The sequence below is a fragment of the Acinetobacter sp. YH12096 genome (genome assembly GCF_013419215.1).
GTDB classification, from domain to species: Bacteria; Pseudomonadota; Gammaproteobacteria; order Pseudomonadales; family Moraxellaceae; genus Acinetobacter; species Acinetobacter amyesii.
In genome coordinates this window covers 1-19,882 of record NZ_VPAM01000002.1, presented here as the reverse complement: position 1 = coordinate 19,882, position 19,882 = coordinate 1, and the positions used below count along the sequence as shown (strand labels likewise).

At 43.3% G+C, this 19,882-nt stretch carries 14 protein-coding genes and 1 pseudogene; 10 read left to right on the top strand and 5 right to left on the bottom strand.

Features of this window, described 5'->3' with window-relative positions:
- Window positions 1-528: 528 nt before the first annotated feature.
- The 3 genes from recD to FTU36_RS01230 all read right to left on the bottom strand — a co-directional run bounded on the left by recD (window position 529) and on the right by FTU36_RS01230 (window position 10,003).
- A complete protein-coding gene (recD, locus tag FTU36_RS01240; RefSeq protein WP_180116665.1) occupies window positions 529-2,310 on the bottom strand; it encodes an exodeoxyribonuclease V subunit alpha in 1,782 nt (593 codons plus the stop codon).
- Window positions 2,311-2,450: 140 nt separating this feature from the next.
- Complete coding sequence (locus FTU36_RS01235; protein ID WP_180116658.1) at window positions 2,451-6,221, bottom strand: UvrD-helicase domain-containing protein; 3,771 nt, start codon at window positions 6,219-6,221, stop codon at window positions 2,451-2,453.
- Window positions 6,218-10,003, bottom strand: a complete 3,786-nt coding sequence (locus FTU36_RS01230) for an exodeoxyribonuclease V subunit gamma (protein WP_180116657.1) — start codon at window positions 10,001-10,003, stop codon at window positions 6,218-6,220. Before FTU36_RS01230 ends, FTU36_RS01235 begins: the two co-directional genes overlap by 4 nt.
- A gap of 179 nt (window positions 10,004-10,182) precedes the next feature.
- On the opposite strand from FTU36_RS01230, the gene FTU36_RS01225 reads away from it, so the two are divergent.
- On the top strand, window positions 10,183-10,704 hold the full coding sequence (locus tag FTU36_RS01225) for a hypothetical protein (protein ID WP_168377972.1): 522 nt from the start codon (window positions 10,183-10,185) through the stop codon (window positions 10,702-10,704).
- A 136-nt stretch (window positions 10,705-10,840) separates the two neighbouring features.
- Here FTU36_RS01225 and FTU36_RS01220 read toward each other — a convergent pair whose 3' ends face one another.
- Entirely contained in the window at window positions 10,841-12,259 is a 1,419-nt protein-coding gene (locus FTU36_RS01220) for a phosphate--AMP phosphotransferase (RefSeq protein WP_180116656.1), read from the bottom strand.
- A 205-nt stretch (window positions 12,260-12,464) separates the two neighbouring features.
- Here FTU36_RS01220 and FTU36_RS01215 point away from each other — a divergent pair, with 205 nt between their 5' ends.
- The 8 genes from FTU36_RS01215 to FTU36_RS01180 all read left to right on the top strand — a co-directional run bounded on the left by FTU36_RS01215 (window position 12,465) and on the right by FTU36_RS01180 (window position 19,282).
- Window positions 12,465-13,178 (top strand): hypothetical protein, encoded by a 714-nt coding sequence (locus tag FTU36_RS01215; protein WP_180026789.1) that lies wholly within the window; start codon window positions 12,465-12,467, stop codon window positions 13,176-13,178.
- A gap of 225 nt (window positions 13,179-13,403) precedes the next feature.
- Window positions 13,404-14,348, top strand: coding sequence for a bifunctional demethylmenaquinone methyltransferase/2-methoxy-6-polyprenyl-1,4-benzoquinol methylase UbiE (gene ubiE, locus FTU36_RS01210; protein WP_180116655.1), 945 nt, complete (start codon window positions 13,404-13,406; stop codon window positions 14,346-14,348).
- Between the two features lie 16 nt (window positions 14,349-14,364).
- Window positions 14,365-15,033: an SCP2 domain-containing protein gene (locus FTU36_RS01205; protein ID WP_180010240.1), complete on the top strand. Its 669-nt coding sequence runs from the start codon at window positions 14,365-14,367 to the stop codon at window positions 15,031-15,033.
- Window positions 15,034-15,051: 18 nt separating this feature from the next.
- Window positions 15,052-16,671, top strand: a complete 1,620-nt coding sequence (locus tag FTU36_RS01200) for an AarF/ABC1/UbiB kinase family protein (protein ID WP_180002880.1) — start codon at window positions 15,052-15,054, stop codon at window positions 16,669-16,671.
- A 111-nt stretch (window positions 16,672-16,782) separates the two neighbouring features.
- Entirely contained in the window at window positions 16,783-17,190 is a 408-nt protein-coding gene (locus FTU36_RS01195; protein WP_180010239.1) for a hypothetical protein, read from the top strand.
- 106 nt (window positions 17,191-17,296) lie between these two features.
- Complete coding sequence (locus FTU36_RS01190; RefSeq protein ID WP_180116654.1) at window positions 17,297-18,376, top strand: patatin-like phospholipase family protein; 1,080 nt, start codon at window positions 17,297-17,299, stop codon at window positions 18,374-18,376.
- A 72-nt stretch (window positions 18,377-18,448) separates the two neighbouring features.
- Window positions 18,449-18,763: a hypothetical protein gene (locus tag FTU36_RS01185; protein ID WP_078189807.1), complete on the top strand. Its 315-nt coding sequence runs from the start codon at window positions 18,449-18,451 to the stop codon at window positions 18,761-18,763.
- A 111-nt stretch (window positions 18,764-18,874) separates the two neighbouring features.
- The gene (locus tag FTU36_RS01180) at window positions 18,875-19,282 is read left to right on the top strand and encodes a response regulator (RefSeq protein WP_180116653.1); all 408 of its coding nucleotides are present in this window, start codon (window positions 18,875-18,877) and stop codon (window positions 19,280-19,282) included.
- Window positions 19,283-19,318: 36 nt separating this feature from the next.
- Here FTU36_RS01180 and FTU36_RS01175 read toward each other — a convergent pair.
- A pseudogene (locus tag FTU36_RS01175) lies at window positions 19,319-19,618 on the bottom strand (integrase core domain-containing protein); the annotation flags it as partial.
- Window positions 19,619-19,653: 35 nt separating this feature from the next.
- On the opposite strand from FTU36_RS01175, the gene FTU36_RS01170 reads away from it, so the two are divergent.
- Window positions 19,654-19,882, top strand: a 229-nt coding sequence (locus FTU36_RS01170; protein WP_180003666.1) for an IS630 transposase-related protein, incomplete at its 3' end; no start/stop codon positions are given.

Sequence of the window (19,882 nt, the reverse complement as noted above, 5' to 3'; positions counted from 1 at the left end):
TTAAAAAAAAGCCCGAGCTAGGCTCGGGCTTTTTTGCGCTGTAGTTTCTTCTTTTTTAGTTATTGTTTTATTATTTATTGTTTTATGTGGCGCTTTTCCGCGTCCTTATGTCAAACATTCCATGTTTTAACTTGCACTTCCTTATGTGGTAGATTTTGCCACAACGGCTATTAGATAAAAGTCGTATTTTTCGTATCTATATGTAAGCTTTTTCGTACATCAGTTAAGCTCTATTTCTTTTCTGTTACAGCGTATAGGCATTTCTTATTTTCCAGACATAAAAAAGCCCTGTAGTCTCTCCCAAAACTACAAGGCTTAGCGGCTGTAAGTTTCCTATTTCCTTACTTCACTGTAAGTTCGCTGTCTTTTGACGTTATTCTTATACTTTTGCGATTTTACTCAACCATCCGTGTTGAGTTCTTTTTCTGTGAAGTCATCTTCTCAAAAAGCTCTAAAAAGCTCTATGCGCAAATCTCCTGAATCGATGTAAGCCATTTCTTACAAAATACGGTACATTTTGCCTAGGCTTTACAAAGGTAGGTGATTGTTAATTTTTTCTAACAGACCACTAACTCGCGCTGTTCTTTTTATAAGCGCTTTTGCCAATGCATCTTTTGCAACAAGCAAACTCACCACTTTTTTGGCACGAGTGATGGCGGTATAAATCAGCTCTTTACTCATCATTTCGGTAGCATGATTTTCCAAAACTACCGCCGTATGGGTAAATTCAGAACCTTGAGACTTATGTATGGTCAAGGCATAGGCGGTTTCTATACTTTTAGGTAACCGTGTTGCCACCACCCATTTATCCAAACTTGGAAAATAAACCTCAAACTGCGACTTTTCCGTCATCGGTCGTTTTAAGCAAATCCCGATATCACCATTTGATAGTCCAAGTTGATAATCGTTATAGGTCATCATGACTGGACGACCGACATACCAATCCCCTTGTTTCAACACACCCAAGGTATTTAAGACCCGAAGTTCAATCTGCTGATTGAGTTCGTGTAAGCCTAATTTTCCATGTCGAATGGCCGATAGAATCCGATAATCATCAAAATAGCGAATCAATTGGGCTGACCAATCTGCATATTCAGCGGGTTGCTCTGGCCATTGTTTTAACCACGCCACATAGGGCTGAAAACCATACATCAGTTGATCATAATATTTTGCCCAATGTGCCGCACTGTTCGTAGCGTCGGGGAGATATTGCAACTGAATCACATCGCTCATATTCGGTGTCAGTTGAATCGGCTGAAGTTCGGATGCAGATACCACCTGATGTTCGAATTTCGCCAGAACTTCAGTGGTTGTTTGCTGTTGTTCTTGTTGTTGAATAAAACGAGCAAACTCACCAATGGCTGCACCCTGTACAAAACGGCGGCTGGTCTGTAAATGGGTACGGTTGGCTTGTAAGGCATCGACATCCTGAAGGTTGGCCAAAACAGCGCCAACATCGACCGAAGCCAACTGTTCTGCATCCCCTAAGAGAATCAGCTTACTGTTCTGAGGGATTGCCGCGAATAGCATCTGCGCCAAACTTAAATCCAACATGGAGGCTTCATCGACCACAATGACGTCATAGGGTAAGCGTTGGCGCTCATTAAACCGCGGGATAGCGCGCGTCCCTAAACCCAATAGACGATGCAAAGTTACGGGTTTCAAATGTTTGTGAATAATCGAATAATGCTGCAATGCAGGATCTTTAAACGCTGCTTGTAAGGCTTCTTCCATTCGCTGCGCCGCTTTTCCTGTCGGCGCTGCCATCGCAATTCTTAAATTTGGATTTTGCTCATTCAACACGGCAATAATCCGAGCCAAGGTATAAGTTTTACCTGTCCCAGGCCCACCGGTAATGATATTAAAATTGTGCTGACACACCATGTGCAGTGCTTGGATCTGATGGGGATCGGTCAGTAAATCCTTTTCAATATTAAGCGTCTGCGTTTGATTAAGATCTTGCTCTGTTTGCTGTTTTAAACGTGCAACTTGCTTGGCTAAAGCATTTTCTAGTGCCCAATAGCGATAGAGATACAGTCGCTGTGAATCAAATACAAAAGGCGCAACCGGCGTTTTTTCAGCTTGCTCAAGCTGAACCATCTGAGCCAAACATTGAATCTGTACATTTTCGGCCAAAATACAACTGTCGCCTTTTTCCACGGCTTGCATCAATTGTTGAATTAACTGATTTGCAGCAGGATGACTGACCTGATTGGGTAAATAATGTTGGATTAAATAGTCAATCCAATCCGGCAAAACCGCATCTAAATCAGCAGTTTCTTGGGGATTTTGGGTAACTAAAACCTGCATTTCTACAGTGTTTTCTTGTCCCGCGTGCAAAGGCTGTGCTGACAAGGCTTTTTGATCATTTTCCACACAGTTATCCTCAAACTTATCCACAAAGCAACTTATTGTTTCAGCGTGAATATTTTTATCTTTTTCGTGTTTTTTCACGTTTTAGCCACAACCTTTTCGCTCAATATTGCATCGAGGTTTTGAATGAATGTATCCGCCGGCTTCCAGTGATATACCCCACGATCGGACTGTCCATCCATACCGCGAAGATACAAATAACTCGCCCCACCCAAATGCTGCTTCATGTCATAGTCTTTCATCACGGCTTTCAAATAACGATGTAGGGCCACCAAATATAATGCAGCCTGCAACCAGTAACTGGAATGACTCATACTTTCTCGAATATAGGCATGATCATAATGTGCGGTCTGATCGCCTAAGAAATTACTTTTATAATCGGCAATGTGATAGCGCTGACCATCAAAATACACCAAGTCAATCGACCCCGTCAGATAGCGTGCTGTAAACACATCATTCAAATCTTGTATTTGTAAATCTGGCTCTTTTAGGCTTTCAAATAGCATGCGTATTTTACGTATCGCCAATGCACGATCTGCCATACTCAAATGAAAGTCCATTTCTGAACGATATTCGCCATCGTTTAACTGATGCAGGCTAAAACCATCATGCAACGGTGTATGAATGATTTGACTGTACCATTCCTGCATTTCTTCAATCAGTTCAGCTTCATCTTGTTCAGGGTTCGCCGTTTGCCCAAACTGTTTAATCAAATTTTGCAATATTTGCGGCGAATCAAACTCAACATCACTATGAAAACGTGATGCGATGGCTTTGGCCAACTTCTCTTCTGGGGTGCTAAATCGAACTTTTTCCATCAACTTGTGCAAGAAACTTCCGGGCTTGGTTCCCTTTGGAAAATGCCGTTTAATCCAGCTTATTTTCTCTGCCGTTTCTGCTTCAATGATTTCAAGCTGTTCAACTTCATCGGCAGCACTGTCTTCTGGCTCGGTCATGACCGCTGCCAGTTGGTCACGTTGTATATGTGCCTTATGTGCCGTACGCGTGAGCGCGGTAAAACTAGTGGTTTCCCGTGGATAAAAATGGCTGTTAGGTATCTCTTCCGCTTCTAATACAACAGATTCAACCTGAGTCTGAGTCAACATCGGTGGTGCTGCACGCAAGACATCAGCATCCACACTATCTGCATGTTGGAACAGATCTGGTTCGCTTCCACGCCAAAAAGTCAGTCCTGAGCGTGCTTCTGCCAATTGTTTCTTTTCGACCTCATGATGACGTAGCACGGCATAAACACGATAACTGGCACGGGTCAACGCCACATACCACAAGCGATGATGCTCTGCTTCATTGCGCGCATCATTTTGTTGAATATCATCTTCAGGTAAGTCCGAAGACTTCACGGCAATCACACGTTCTAACCCAAGGCTTTTTTGCTGATTGTCTTTAAGGGAAAAATTCAAATTGCCTTTTTCACTTAAGCCCGCATTTGCTCCCAATAAAAACACACAACCAAACTCTAAGCCTTTGGATGCATGAATCGTCATCAGTTGCACCCCCAATTGCCCGGTCAATTTTCGCTCTTGGGTGCTTTCATTATTGATGCCTAAATTGATTTGGCGAATAAACCATTGATAGAGCTTATGCGCACCGGTGTAGTGTTCACTTTGCTGACTTAATAATTCTGCGATATGGCGTAAATTCACCACTGTGCGTTCATTATCTCGACTTTGTCCAGCCACCAACCGCGTCCACACCTGAAAGACCGTCATACAGCTATTCCACGCGCTGCGGAATCCTTGCTCATTCCAAATTTGTCGGACCTGTTCGAGTTTTTCGATGATTTCACTCAGTCCATCCGCTTGCTGTTCGAGTGCGACCAATTGTTTCAGATCAAAACCCAATAAACGGCTCAGTAGCGCACGTTTCACCTTGGCTTCTTGATAAGGATTTAAAATCGCCGTCAGCAAAGCGGCAACGTCTTGTGCGACGGAACTTTTATAGACACTGTCCCGAGATGCTTTATAACAAGGAACGCCCAGCTGCAATAAACATTGCTGTACTTGCTCTAAGTCGAAATGGTTTTGCCCCAAGACCGCAATATCGTTTGCTGTCAGTGCTCGCTGGGTATTATTGTCTTGAAAATATAAATGTCCTTGCTGAGCTTGGTTGAGCAAGGACTGAATCTGCCAAGCCACTTGCTCTGCTTCATTTAGCGTTTCATCCAAAGCCAACCAACGCAGCGGTTGTGGATTGACTTGCTCATGATCAATCAACGGCGGATGCTCACGCTCACCTGCTTGAATCGGGGTGTATTCAACTTGCTCACCAAAGTCCATTTGCCGATGAAACAAGGCATCCACCACTTCAACCAAGTTTTTGACTGAACGATGGTTTTTGTTCAAGGTATAACAACGCCCACCCTTGGCTTGAATATCATGACGCGCTTTACGATAGGTCAGCATGTCACCGCCACGGAACCCATAAATCGCCTGTTTCGGGTCGCCGACCATAATCATACAGCCCTGATGTAAGCGCTCCTTGACCCGCCAAATGCTAGACAGCATGTCATCTTGATCTTGGTTGGTATCTTGAAATTCATCGACTAAAATCAGCGGATATCGTGCTAAAACATGAGCAGCAAAACTGTCTTTCCCTGCGGCTGAGCTTTGCTGTAAGGCTTCCGATAAGGTCCGAATTTGTTGTGAAAAGGTGGTTTCCCCAGCGTGGGACAACACTTGAGGCAAACGCTTTTTGACTTCCTGCGCCAAATAAAAATTCAGGTATTGTTCTGCTTGATTGATATGTTCATAAGCGCTGAGCACCGCTCGGAGTTGTTGAACAAAAGCATGTTGATAAAACGCTTTTGAGACATCAGGCTGCTCTTCAACGACTTTGTCTTTAAAGACACGTGGCTTAAATTCAGTTTTATTCGGATCATAAAACAATGGGCGAATGGCTTTCATTGTCTGTTGTAACACATCGGACTGAGTCAAAACCCCTTGGCTACCCGCTGCTTCAAAGTGCTGTAAAAACTCGGGAATGCGTGTATTAAAGGTAACAAAGAATGCACCTTTATTAAAACGTCGAGCGTCCACCAAGTTTTTATAATGACTTCCTGCATCAAAACACGCTGCAAGCTCTACACGAGCGGCAGGCAGCATTTGCGCAAGCTGATGACACATCGCTTCAAAATGCGCCAAAGCATTTTCGGGTAATTCAGGGACGCGCAAATCCACCGATGGGAAATTTAGACTTTCCTTTACTACACTAAGATAGTATTCAGGACCTTTCAACTGATGATTCAACATCAAATATTCAATCAAATGCGCAGGCTGCTGCTGAATCCAATCTCTTAATAAATCATGAATGATCCGTTCAATATGCAGGTCTTCATCATCACTGATTTGCACCTGTTCGATACGACCACTTTCAAAGGCAAATTCACGTAATAACTTTTGACTAAAGCTGTCTAAAGTTCCGACAAAGAGTTCTTCATATTGTTGTAAGACCACGTTCAGACGATTGTAGGCATAATCTAAGTGATGCCCATGATCTTTCAGCACTTGCTGATACAAGGGGTCACTCAAACTTTGCTGAAGTTCGGCCAACTCACCTTGAGATGCCGCGAGCAGGCCATAAATAAAGTCACGGGTTTCTTCAATCCGCAGTCGTACCCGCGCTTTGAGTTCCGCTGTGGCTTTACGTGTAAAGGTGGTGGCAATGACCTGATTTGGCATATAGCGATCGAGAAAAATCCGCACCATCAGACTGGAAAGCGTATAGGTTTTCCCAGTACCCGCAGAGGCTTCAATCCAGTGCAGTCCGGTAAAGCTCATGTCTGCAATCGGGTTGGTGGACATTTTCATCGCTTGCTGTGGCATATTCATTTTTTCACCTCAGGCTTGATGACATTAAGTTTTTTTAGGCCGTCATCCGCCTCGGTATCCATCACATGATATAAACGTTCTGCATAATAACGACAGGACAATGCCAGAAGTTCATCTGCCGCTTGTTGCTGTAAAATAAAGCTCCAATCACGATGGTGGCTATTGGCTTCATTCGACTCCAACTCCACTCCACCAAAACTATGATTTTTCAGCCATTCCTCTTGAAGCTTTGCAAAATTATCAGGCATGAGTTGGCCTGTTTCATTTTCCACCCAAGTGCATTTTTCTTGGCGAATTAAGGCAGCAGGCAGCACCACAGGACGTTTTTGTGCATGTTTCCACATCGCCACCCATTCACTGAGCTGCAGCTTGGCTTGTGCAGAGCTTAATCCACAACAGACTATGCTTTTATCATTACAAATCACTTCACGACGATACGTCGCGCCCTCATCGCCTAAGTCTAAATAGCTCAACCACAATAGATATTCGAGCCAGGTTTGCGTCTGACGCTTAGGCTTTGCCCCAGACGCCATACAGCTTAACCAATGCATACTCTGAGAGTCTTCAGGCACGGTGATACTCAGTATCAAATGCGGTTCAAGCTGTAAGTTTTGTAAGGTGGTCGCGGTTACACGGCGTCCATCCAAACGCTCTAATAACTGTGCCTGCTCTTGCAAACTGAGCTTCCAAGTCGCTATTTGACTATGTCCCACAGGCAGTACATCTTGGAACAAGGCCATATCCGGTTCAGTTGGAGTCGTAGAGTTCTGATCCTCAGCTTGATGGACACGAGAGGCAGGTTGCACATAATGCTTTTGCAATAAGTCACGGACATGATATTGCTGTAAACGGTCGAGCAATAAAGGCTCTTGCTGCGGCAATTGGTCACCAGTATAGACACTGGCCACGCCAAGCGTTTTCAAATATGCACGGGCAGGAAACACCACATCTTTAATCCATTCTTGACCATCTAAAACCCGTACTTCTTGCTCATCATGCACAGGATAATCACGGTTAATCCACGATTGGCGTTGTCCAGACTGATCTAAAATATGTTCCGCCACAGCAAACCATTGATCTTTATATCGTAAGTTTTTCGACTGCTGAAAACCCATCGGGTCAAAAGGCTGCAAAGGATAAATATGGTATAGCGGCTCGAGCTGCTGTGGAATGCGTAAGCCATCCAAATCCAGCATGGCATCATGGGGTTGGTTCAATTGCTGCGGCTGAATCATCCGTGCGAGGAACTGGCTAAATTCATATATCACGGATGATGGCTCCCGACTTTCACCATCATTGACATCAAAGCCATTATAGAAAATCCACAAGGACTGTCGGGCAAATAACAAGGCATCTAAAAATGCACCTTTATCATCTTCCAAACGAGAGCGATCACCCAAAACCGGTTTAAACACATCCATCAAATCAAAAGGCACTTGCTGATCACGACGCGGAAATTTGCCGCTATCCATGTTCATTAACACCACCAATGAAAATGGGACTTGGCGGATTTTCCCCATGTCCGCAAAGGTCACTGATCCTGTCGGTTCGATCTGATCGGCAGAGCTATCGATGCCTTGTTGTATTTCTTTGAGCAGCAAAGATAATGGCAAATTAAAGCTGTTTGGGAGCGACTCAACTTTATCACTTTGGGCATTATGCAGACGTTGCGTCATCGCACGCATCACACTGCGAATGGTTTCAAATGCTCGACCACTGGCTTCCACAAAAGGCTTTAAATCTGCATCTAATTGTTGCAACCACACTTTGACAGTCTGTGTGCTGAGATTCGGATTGAGCCAATCTCGACGCGCACTGATATCTCGGTAGATCTGAATTAAAGTTTGAACCAACTCAAAATCACTACTCGACACCCCTGCAAAACTTAAGGTGTCCTCAAATACGGCATGTTGTGGTATCGCAATTCCTAAAGCTAAACGGTCTAATGCAAATTTAAAGGTATAACGATAATCTCGGTCTTGCTCGGACAAATAAGCCAACATGTGCTGTTCGTCTAAACCACGACGGAAACCGGCTTGAATCAGCAGTTCCATCATACGTTCCATTTGCACATGGTCGAGCTGATACAGTTCTTGCACCGCATTCAAATTCAGCCAATCATGAAAATCTTCTGCGGTAAAACGACCTTGGCTAATTTCAATGCGTCCAACGAAAGCTTGCCATGCATTTTGAATATCTTGGCTGACCACCCCTGCAATTTTGACTGGGATATAAGGTAAATCCACCGCACTGCGTCCCATGCCACGAGTCGTCGAAAAGACCGTCCGAATATGCGGTTCCAGTTCTTTTAAATTTGGCACCAATACCAAGATATCACCCGGATGGCGTGGCTCTTGTTCCGAGCCTTCGGCCAACCAATATACCAACTGCTCACGTAAAACTTCTAACTGACGCAGGCTAGAATGACAGACATGAAATTGAATCGATTCATCTGCCCCCGCGAGTGCATATTGATGCTGCTCGGGTTCTTCTAAGGTCATGATGTCATATTGAATTTGAGCGAGCAGTGTTGTCGGCTCGGTGTCTGGAAAAATATCTTCCCAGCCTTCGCCACCAGACATATTCACCAATAATGCAAAGTTATCCCGCGCACGCTTGCCTAAACGCGTCAGTAATGAATGCTGTGATTCACGAAATTCGGCATTGGTCGTACTCAGATAGGCCTGAATTTGCGCTGTGCTGACATTGGGATTTCGCTCAATATAACGCTGTTGTAATTTCAAGTTATAACGATCTTTCCAAACTGGATCGACCATGTCTGCCCAATACTCACGCGATGGGTTGAAATACAACAAATGTACTTTGGTATACGCCGCCAAGCGATATAAAAATTTCAGTTGTGCAGGTGGTAATTCTAAGGTCGTAAAAACAAAAATTTGTTCAGGCAAACCGTTATAGGTTTGATGACGCTCATCATCATCGCGTTCATCATCCTCAGCATCCAAATCAAACTGCTGCTGCCGATTTTGCTCAGCACGCGCCAAGGCAAACCAAAATTTATTGTCTATTTCCTGACGGTCATTAAAGTCTTTTTGGAATACTTGATGCCATAACCAACGCTGCCAATGCTCCAGTTGTCGAGCCTGCGTCGGTAGATATTCATCGGCTTGTTCAGGTTTCAGACCTGTGAGTTGCATGATATTTAAAGGCTGATTGTGACTCCACGCCTTCAACCAATCGGTATCGCAATGTGGACAAATCCAGTGCTCAACACCTTCATCTGGGGTATGAATACAACTGCCACGAAAGGCCATGTAGTTGGTAAAAAGCCGAGTGACTTGAGCAGCGATCCAGTACAACATTTCTTGCCGCTTTTGCTCACGTTTTTTTCGATCTGAGAGCTGTGCTGTGCTGTCAAAAATACGCTGAACTAAGGGCTGAACATCTGTCGGAATCTGTGCTGCATCAAACTGATCAGCTGCAATAAAAACCGCTAAAGCATTATAAATACGCCATTGCATAATCAACGGCGGCATGTTGATACCTTTAATCCGCTCTCGGTCTTGTTTATTCGGCAAGGCCCAATCGTAGGCTTTCCACTGCAACCCTAAAATTTTACGATGATGCTTAATATTGGCACTAATACTGATTTTTTCAGCAATTTGTTTTTCTAACCATGCAGCAATGGCTTGATCGGGCACCACGATATGTCGTTCTTGCAAGACGGACAAAGCATTGGTCGATTGATTCGATTTCAATTTTTCGATTAGACAATCCACCAAAACTTCGATTCGTTGACTTTGAATTACATGTATTGCCATGGATTACCTTTACAGCCTGAGTGACCAACTACTACAAAACAACAATGATTATTTACTATACATCTTGGGCTGTCTATGCGACTTTGACAAGAGAATAGATTGCAAAAAATGCTTTTAAACAAGTATCTTAATGATACTTTATGAGAAAAAAACCAATCCAGTATCAAGGGTATCTGCTTATGAAAATTGATAACATTCCTGATTCCATCGACCCTAACTTAAATCTGGACATTATTCGCGCTGAATGCTTAGAGCTCGTCAAAAAACGTGCTTATTTTTCAGCAGGTGCAGCTATTATTCCTGTGCCATTTTTGGATGTGGTGATTGACGTCGGAATTTTGTCACAGCTCATTCCAGAAATTAATGCGCGTTTTGGTTTAGCGCCAGATCAAATTAGTGTGTATGATCCAAAAACCAAACAAATTCATTGGACAGAACTGCGTAAACGTGGTGTCGAATTTTCTGGTTTAGTGGTTGCACGAACCGCGATGAAAAAATCGCTAAATAACATTGCAGCAAAATATATTACCAAACAAGTCACTAAATTTATTCCATTAGGTGGACAATTGGTGGCAGCCAGTTTGGGTTATATTGTGATGAAAAAAGTCGCTGAAACCCATGTAGAAGAAAGCTACCAATTGGCGAAGCGTATTCAACAGAAATTTCCGAACCAACCTGTCCCAACGCCGAACAATGTTTAACGGCGATATCTAGCGCATCAACATCGTTTATAAATCAAAGTGATCTAAACCATAGATCTAAAGATTAAGTAGATCTGAAAATGAGCTAGTTTTGAAAATGAAAAAAGCCACGAATATCGTGGCTTTTTTCATGCATTCAATCTGCTTTCAATTGCGCTAAGATCGTCTCTAATACCTGTAAGCGCGCACTATGTTTGTCATTGGTCGCGATCACATGCCACGGCGCATATTCTGTATCCGTACGTTGCAACATATCTGCGGCAGCTTTGAGATAGTCATCCCAACGGTCACGATTCCGCCAGTCATCTGGAGTAATTTTAAAACGCTTATGCGCGGTTTCTTCTCGAGCTTTAAACCGTGCAGCTTGCTCATCCTTTCCTATGGCTAACCAGAACTTGATAACGACCGTTTGACTGTCATATAAGTCCTTTTCAAAACGGTTGATTTCATCATAGGCCCTCTGCCATTCAACCGTATTGGCAAAGCCTTCAATCCGCTCAACCAAGACGCGACCATACCAACTGCGGTCAAAAATCGTGATCTTTTCTTCAGGGAGAATTTTATTCCAAAAGCGCCATAAGTATGGACGGCGTAGCTCATATTTTTCGGGTGCTGCAATGGTATGAATTTCATATTCGCGTGGGTCCAACTTTTTGACGATGCGTTTAATTGCCCCGCCCTTTCCTGCGGCATCCATTCCTTCAAAGACGATCACCACATTGCGTGAATCAAAACGTAAAGCTTCAGCCACCTTGCGGCTTAATTTTTTTAATTCTTTTTTATAATCAGCCTCATCAGCCACGACAGTGCTGGGTTCCAATAACGCCTGTGGTGTTTTGGCTTGTTTCCAGCGCCCCGCCGCTTTGGTTTCATGTGCTGGACAATGTTTTAAGGTCCGTAAAATATGCTGTGCAAATTGTTGATCACGGACTTGCTCATCTTCACAGTCGATGATGACCCAGTCATGACTAAAACGCTGACGTAAACGTTGTAGGTTGTCATATTGTTTTTTATTGCGCCAATCTAAACCATGCAATTTATGCCAACGCGCTTCACTCGGGTCCATTTCATCCAAGCGCTTTTGTAAGGATTTCCAAGATAAATCGAACCAGACCTTAATCACATCGACATGATTATTTTTTAGGTCTTGTTCATAGGCTCGCATGTTCTCGACATATTCATCAAATAAGGTTTCATCCAAAGGCTTCGACACATGCATGGCGGTACTGAGCAAATCACTGTACCAGTTTCCAAACATCACCATAATTTGCCCTTCGGCAGGAATAAACCGTGCATAAGACTGCCAAAAGGTTTGTTTTTGATTAAACATGATCGGGGCATCCGCTTTCACCCTTAAGTAGCGTGGATCGACCCATTCGCGGAGCTGTTTGACAGCCTCGCCCTTACCCGCAAGCTCGATTCCACTCACTAAAATCAACACGCTTTTGGCATTGGGCTGACGGTTGGTATTTTTTAGTTGATACTGCGCTTCAATCAGCTCAACCGAGAGTTGTTCTTCATCCATCAATTGAAATTCTGTTTCTTTTAAGCTCATGGCGGACCCTTGGTTTTATTCTGTTTTGAGTATAACCATGCCGTTCATCACACAACAATGCTTTCATGTATGTGCTGAAATGCAAAATATGACCGTTTCTGCAACAAACTGACTCAGATTGACCTGTAATTTCGTCACTTTGTCATAGCCCTAAGCTCCAACACCCACTAAGATTCAAACATCTAAAAAATAATTGAGACACTCAATGTCCAAACTTGCGGTATTAGATGATTTACTTGAACTGTATTACCAGTTGAATTACCACAAAAAGCCAGAAATTTTACAGCGTTTACAAGATGTCCAACAGTGGCAAAAACAGCGCATGCAACGTACGCATGCTGTGCAATTTGCTGAAAAACACAATGTACTGATGTCTGAATATTTTATTAACCGTTTATATGGCGGTCCTGATTTTGATGCATTAGCTGCACAAATTGCACGTCTCACCCGCTATGCGCATAAAGCAGAAAAACTAATTCCAGACAATGCCATTAAGACCGGCACTTCGGGCGTACAACTTGCGATATTGGCCGTACAGCTTGACGAACAAGTGGCCATTCAATTACTGGAAGATTATCCAAATAATCCAACCCTGACCGATGAAATGATGCGCCAGACCTATCTCAAGCTCGATCAGGGCAAAGACCGCATGTTGCAACTGCAACTGTTAGACGATTTAGGTCGTAATTTAGATAAATATATGCGCTCGTTTATGGTCTATACCGCCTTTAAAATGTGTAAGGGCGCAGCAAACAAATACAACTTCGAAGTGATGTACGACTTTATGCAAGATGGCTTCTTGGCGATGAAACCGCTCAAGTCAGCAGAAAAATTTGTCCGCGAATTTACCGCTGTAGAACGCCAAATCGTTGACCGTGTACATGCCGGTGACCCGAACCCGTTTCAGCCTGCGGCTTAACAAAACTTACATCCCACAAAGCCCATGTTTGATATAAAACAAACTGGGCTTGCAAGACTGAATTCAGATTTTTTATAGGGGATTTGCAAAGCAATTACAGCAGACCCTTATTTTTTCTGTATATTATTCACAACAAATGCAAATGACTGCTGTATAACAACAGAGAATCTGTCATCATGCTTGCAAAGCAACATTAACCCTATTTATAAGTTAGGAGTGACTCTAATGTCTAACGAGAATCAAACGCCTGCCCCTACACCTGAGTCGGCACAAAATACAGACAAAGTGAGTCCATTCTTAACTGAGCCTTTACCACAAGGGACAGCGCAAGGTCAGCAACAATCTTTAGAACAACGTCTGACCGACACACCTGTGACAGGTTCAGTACCCAAATATAATCTGCCACGTGGCGCGAACACAGGTAATGTTGGGCCAACCACACACTTTGGTTATCAGACCGTGAGCAGCGAAGACAAAGCGCAAAAAGTCGCGGAAGTTTTCCACTCAGTGGCTGCAAAATACGACATCATGAATGATTTAATGTCATTTGGTATTCACCGTCTATGGAAACGCTTTGCCATTAACATGTCTGGTGTACGTCGCGGTCAGCACGTCCTAGATATTGCAGGCGGTACTGGTGACCTTGCCAAAGTATTTAGCCGTGAAGTTGGCCCGACAGGTCATGTGGTGCTTTCAGACATTAACGAATCGATGCTCAATGTCGGTCGTGACCGCCTCATTGATGCTGGTTGTACCAATGTCGATTTCGTTTTGGCCAATGCTGAAACTTTAGAACCTTTTGCAGACAACAGTTTTGACCTATTGACCATTTCATTTGGTCTACGCAACGTGACTGACAAAGATGCTGCACTAGCTGCCATGTACCGCGTACTTAAGCCAGGTGGTCGTTTACTGATTTTAGAATTCTCTAAACCGGTATTTGAACCTTTCTCAAAACTGTATGACTTGTACTCATTCACTGCATTACCGATCATGGGTAAAATCGTAGCGAATGACTCTGAAAGCTATAAATACCTTGCAGAATCAATTCGTATGCACCCAGACCAACGTACTCTTAAAGGTATGATGGAAAATGCGGGCTTCCAAAACTGTGATTACCACAACTTAACGGGTGGTATCGTGGCTGTACACCGTGGTTTCAAACTTTAATACTGCAGGCTGAACTATGTGGTCGATTCTCGCACTTGGTGCAGTTGAACGCTTAATTCATCATGTCATTGATTTGGATGCGATTACCCGCATCCAACTGAATGAATTGCAAGGCAAAATGCTTCGTGTGGTGATCGATTCACCACAGTTGTCGGTGGATGTGTTTTTTGACAATCAGAAAGTTCGCTTAGAACCGACGCCAACTGGACACTCTGAAACCGCATCTATCTTTGAGCAACGCCCTTTCGAGCAGCAGTCAAGTACAACCGAAGCAACGGCGACCTTACATGTCAAAACGGTCGTCGAGCTCCTTAAACTGCTGTTGGCTGAAGATGTCGGCAATATCCCATTGCAAGGTGATTATCACTTATTGCAGGATATCCAACGCATTATGCAGCAAGCTGAGCCCGATTTAGCTTCGCATCTAAGCCCTTGGATTGGTCCAAGCCTTGCGCATGAAATTGGTAAGTTACAACTTGCACCCAAACATCTCAAACGTACTTTACAAAGCCATTTGTTCTTTGCTGAAGACGCGTTAAAAGAAGATTCAGGCTTGCTTGCCCCACGTTGGCAAATGGATGACCTGAATCAAGACACCCGAATTTTGAATCAAAATCTGGACCGTGCAGAAGCAAAAATTCAGCAGCTGCACAGCCAAATTGACTCATTACAAGACAACACTTAAGACTAGGTAATTGCATATATGATTCCGCACGTTTCACGTTTACTCGACCTTTGGCGCATTGCTGCGCACTATAGACTCGACACGTTGTTTCCTGCGGAAGAATTACCGGAAAAAGCCCGTCATATTCTTTCTCTCATTCGCATGCACCCTGCGGCATGGTCAAGCCGCGAGCGAAAAAATCCGCTCAAGCTCAAAGAAGCCATGGAAGAGATGGGCCCGCTGGCCATTAAAATGGGGCAATTACTGTCTACCCGTCGTGATTTGATTCCACCTGAAGTTTTACAGCAATTGGTGCTTCTACAAGACCGTGTAAAACCTTTTTCGAATGACGTTGCCAAAATGCGCATTCAGGAATCACTTAAAGCCGATGTTAATACCTTATTTGCACGCTTTGACGAGCAACCATTAGCCGCAGCATCTATTGCACAAGTGCATACTGCTGCCCTGCATGATGGTCGCGAAGTCGTGGTGAAAGTGACTCGCCCGAATATTCGCAATCAAATTCTGCATGATTTTGAAATATTAGAGTGGCTTGGTCAGTTCCTTGAAAAACGCCTAGAAGCCGCTCGTGCCCTGCATCTGTCCGAAATTATTCAGGACTACCGTCAAATTATTCTCAATGAATTGGATTTGACTTTAGAAGCGGATAACACACGTCGTATGCGTCATTACTTCACCGGTTCAAGCATGATGTACGTGCCTGAAGTCTATATGGACAGCCGTGATGTCATGGTCGAAGAACGTATTACCGGTGTGCCGATTTCTGATATTGCGACCTTTGATCGCTTGCGCATGGATCGTAAAGATTTAGCCGAAAAAGGGCTCACCATTTTCTTTACCCAAGTGTTCCGCGACAACTTCTTTCATGCAGACATGCATCCGGGGAATGTCTTCGTCGAAACCATCAATCCAAGCAATCCACGCTTTATTGCCTTGGACTGCGCGATTATGGGTGAGCTTTCAAAGCACGACCAAATGACCGTAGCACGCATGCTGCTTGCGGTTATGAACAGCGACTTTATGCAGCTGATTCAAATCGTGCATCAAGCGGGTTGGATTCCACCGGGTACAGATCAAGATGCATTAGCACGTGAAATGCGTCGTACGGTTGGCCCGATGGTCTCTAAACCAATGCATGAATTGGACTTCGCCGGCATCCTGATTCAAGTGATGGATATTGCGCGTCGTTTCCATTTAGAGATTCCGCCACAATTGATGTTGCTGCTCAAGACCTTGGTCCATGTTGAAGGTTTAGGAACTGATCTCTATCCTGAATTGGATATTTGGAGTTTGGCAAAACCAATCCTCACCGATTGGATTAAAGCGCAAATGAATCCGCAGAAAAACTTAAAAGAACTCGGACAAAAAATTCCAGACTTACTTTTAGGTGCGCAAGATTTACCAACGCTGATGATCGACAGCCTGAATGGTTTAAAAAATCAGTCGGCTTGGCATGCCAAACAACTGAATGAACTGCAAAGCATGCGCCTGCAAATGGAACATCAGCAAAAACGTAGTTGGGTTTTTGGCAGTATTATGGCCATCTTCCTCTCCATCGCGATAATTGCGCCATGGTATGTTTCCATCGTATTAATTGCACTTTCAAGCTTACTTGCCATTTGGCGTGTGTTTAAATAATCTGTGTTTAAATGATCTTGATGTATCCATAGCTCCTTTAAGCCTTTTGACAATAAAAGGCTTAAAGCCATAAAAACAAAAAATTCAAAAATTTAAATAAGGCTGAACGCCATGTCATACAGTTATTTAGGGGTACTGTATGGTCGAAACCCTCTCCGAGCATGTGCAACGGCCTTGCTGTATAGTTTTTCGACCCTGCTCGATGTGTTGGTTCAATTAAATATGCACATGCCTTTTCTAAACTGGCAACCGCCAGCCAACACCACCCTGTATCGGATGCAGCATAGCGCTACATTTTGGTGGATCATTCTCTTTAATGCACTTCCCTGTTTATTCCTACTTTGTTTGCCACAGCAAAAGCTGATGGCGGGGTTAAATTATTGGTTATTAGCTGGGGCCGTGATTTTTATCATTAACCTATTTGCTTGGGCGGTCTTTCCAATGGCGACATGGGCAATCGTCTGCCTCAGTTTGTTTCAATTGCATCGGCATAACGAACAACTATTACAGCATTCCTGAGAGACGCCCTGATATGACTGAGAAGTCATTTGTCGGAAGTTTCAGCCATTGGGTCTGTGCAAAAACGCATTAGAATAATTCTACGACTGTATTTTAAGCGACTACCATGACTCAAATTTTGCAAAAAAGACCGCCTGCGCTCAATATCCGTGCTGGCCATTTAGCCCGCCAACTGATTGAACAAGAGGGTTTAAACGCTGCTCAAGTGGATATCCTGCCCGGTGCTGCGGGTGGTCCGAAAGGCATTGGTATTCAAGGTTTAGATCAGGCGATTTTTGCTGACTTTTTGCCACGCGCGCAACAAAAGCGTACTTTAATTGGTTCATCGATTGGCAGTTGGCGCTTTGCCAGTATTGCTGCTTGGGGAGCCATTGAAGGGACGAAACGCCTCTCTGAGCTGTATACCAATCTGAGCTTTCATAAAAAGATGAGCCGTCAAGAAGTCAGCGATGTGTGTCGTGGCATGCTGATCGATTTGATTCAAGGTCAAGAAGCGGCACTGGTTAATCACCCGGATTATCACCTCACTGTGCTTTCAGTCAAAGCTCAGCATATTTTCCAAAGTGATAAAGCCCTGCCGCTGTTAGCCTCTGTCGCAGGGATCGTGGGCACGACAGCGCTCGCACGTAAACACAGTCGTTATTTCATGCAGCGTGTAATTAGTCAGCCTGTATCAGGTCATCAATTTACCGTGGCGGATGATGGCTTTACCACGCATTACCATGCATTGACTCAAGACAGTGTCATGCCGTGGCTTATGGCTTCTGCATCTATTCCCGGTGTCATGGCCGCGATACGTGATATCCCTGATGCGCCACAAGGCAGTTACCGCGATGGCGGCCTGATTGACTATCATATTGACCTACCCTTCCAAAGTCAGGGCATCGTGCTGTATCCACATTTCACGGATAGCATCACCCCAGGTTGGTTTGATAAATTATTTAAACGCCAAGCCAATCCTGAAAATCAGGTGCGTACCCTGTTACTGTCACCTTCACAAGAATACCTTGCAAGCTTGCCGCTTGGCCGACTGCCTGACCGTAAAGACTTTACCCTCAAAGGCTTAGACAACCAACAACGCATTAAAATGTGGAATCAATGTGTGGCTGAAAGTCAGCGTATGGGCGATGAGTTTTTGGAGTTGGTTGAAATGCAACATTTCCCAGCAGTCATGCAAGCACTCTGAGCGTTACAGTAATCTCTTGCGAGGGACGCTATAATCCTATTTCAAAATTTTGAGCTTATTTAGTATAGATTTATGCGGATATTTTTAACTGTTTTGCAGTATGCCTGCATCGCTTTTGCACTTTTCCTTGTTTATCAAGTGTCAACCGCCTTGATCAGCGGCCAATACGATTTAATGGAAGTGGTGGCAGACGTTGGTACGATTTTAATTTGTATCGATTTGGCGGTGTTTTTATTTACCAGTAATGCAAAACAAGGCATTAGCATCGAAGACTATGCGAAACAATTGGAACAAAAGCCGTCAAAATTGGTATATGTCACCCGTAAATTGGGACATTTCGGTATTTTGCTGATCATTACCAGTTGGATCGTTCCAATGATTCGCTAAGTCATTTACTGCTGATATTCAGCAATAAAAAACCTCCCAATTGGGAGGTTTTTATTGCATAAAATTTGATTAAACATATAATTAAGAAATTGAAAATTAGAATTTTTAAATATGTTTGGATTCTTTAAAAGAAATGTGAAAATTCAAAAAAAATTTGATATTTCTGACTTAAGAGTTGGTTCAATTGAAACTATAGATAGAAATAAATTCAAAATTTTATGTATTGACGATCAAGGTTTTCAATATGAGCACTTACTCAAAAATCATGATTTTAATTTAAAAGTAGTTTCTGATATTGAAGATATAAATGCTGTGGAAGCGTATGACCTTATCGTCTGTGACATTATTGGGGTAGGTAAAGCATTTGGTTCAAAATTTGAAGGTGGGCATATAATAAGTGAAATAAAAAAACGCTATCCATTTAAAAAAGTAATCGCCTTTTCAGGGAGTCAATTTAACCCCGAATTCAATAAATATTTTACCTTAAGTGATAAATCTCTAAATAAAGATACAGAGTGAACCGTACCGGGTTTGTCGGAGACATTTTTATTTAAGTTAGGCCACGTGACCTAACGGGTTAATCTTATCATAGTACATTGCTTCAAACTCAAAAGGCGATACATAACCCAATGCGCTGTGTACACGCTTTTTGTTGAACCAATCTACCCAATTTAATGTCGCAAGTTGTACATCCGCTAAACCTTGCCAGTCTGCTTTTAAATATTCAATCACCTCTGTTTTGTATAACCCATTCACTGTTTCAGCCAAAGCGTTATCGTATGAATCACCGGTCGTACCGACTGATGCTCGTAAATTTGCTGCTTCTAAACGATTGGTATAGCGAATTGAAAGATATAGCCAAATCCTAAAAACTATAGAACAATAGAGATATGGGATATTCAAAAGATTTTAAAGATAAAGTCATAGAAATTATGATTCGAGATGAAATGTCTGTGCGAAAAGCAGCACAGCATTTTAACATCTGTATACAGACGATTCAGAACTGGAAAAAGTCCACTACAAACAAACCTATTCCTGGCCGTCCAGCTAAAATTAGCAGAGAGCAAATATTGAAGGATGTTGAACAATATCCTGATGATTATCAGTATGAGCGAGCTG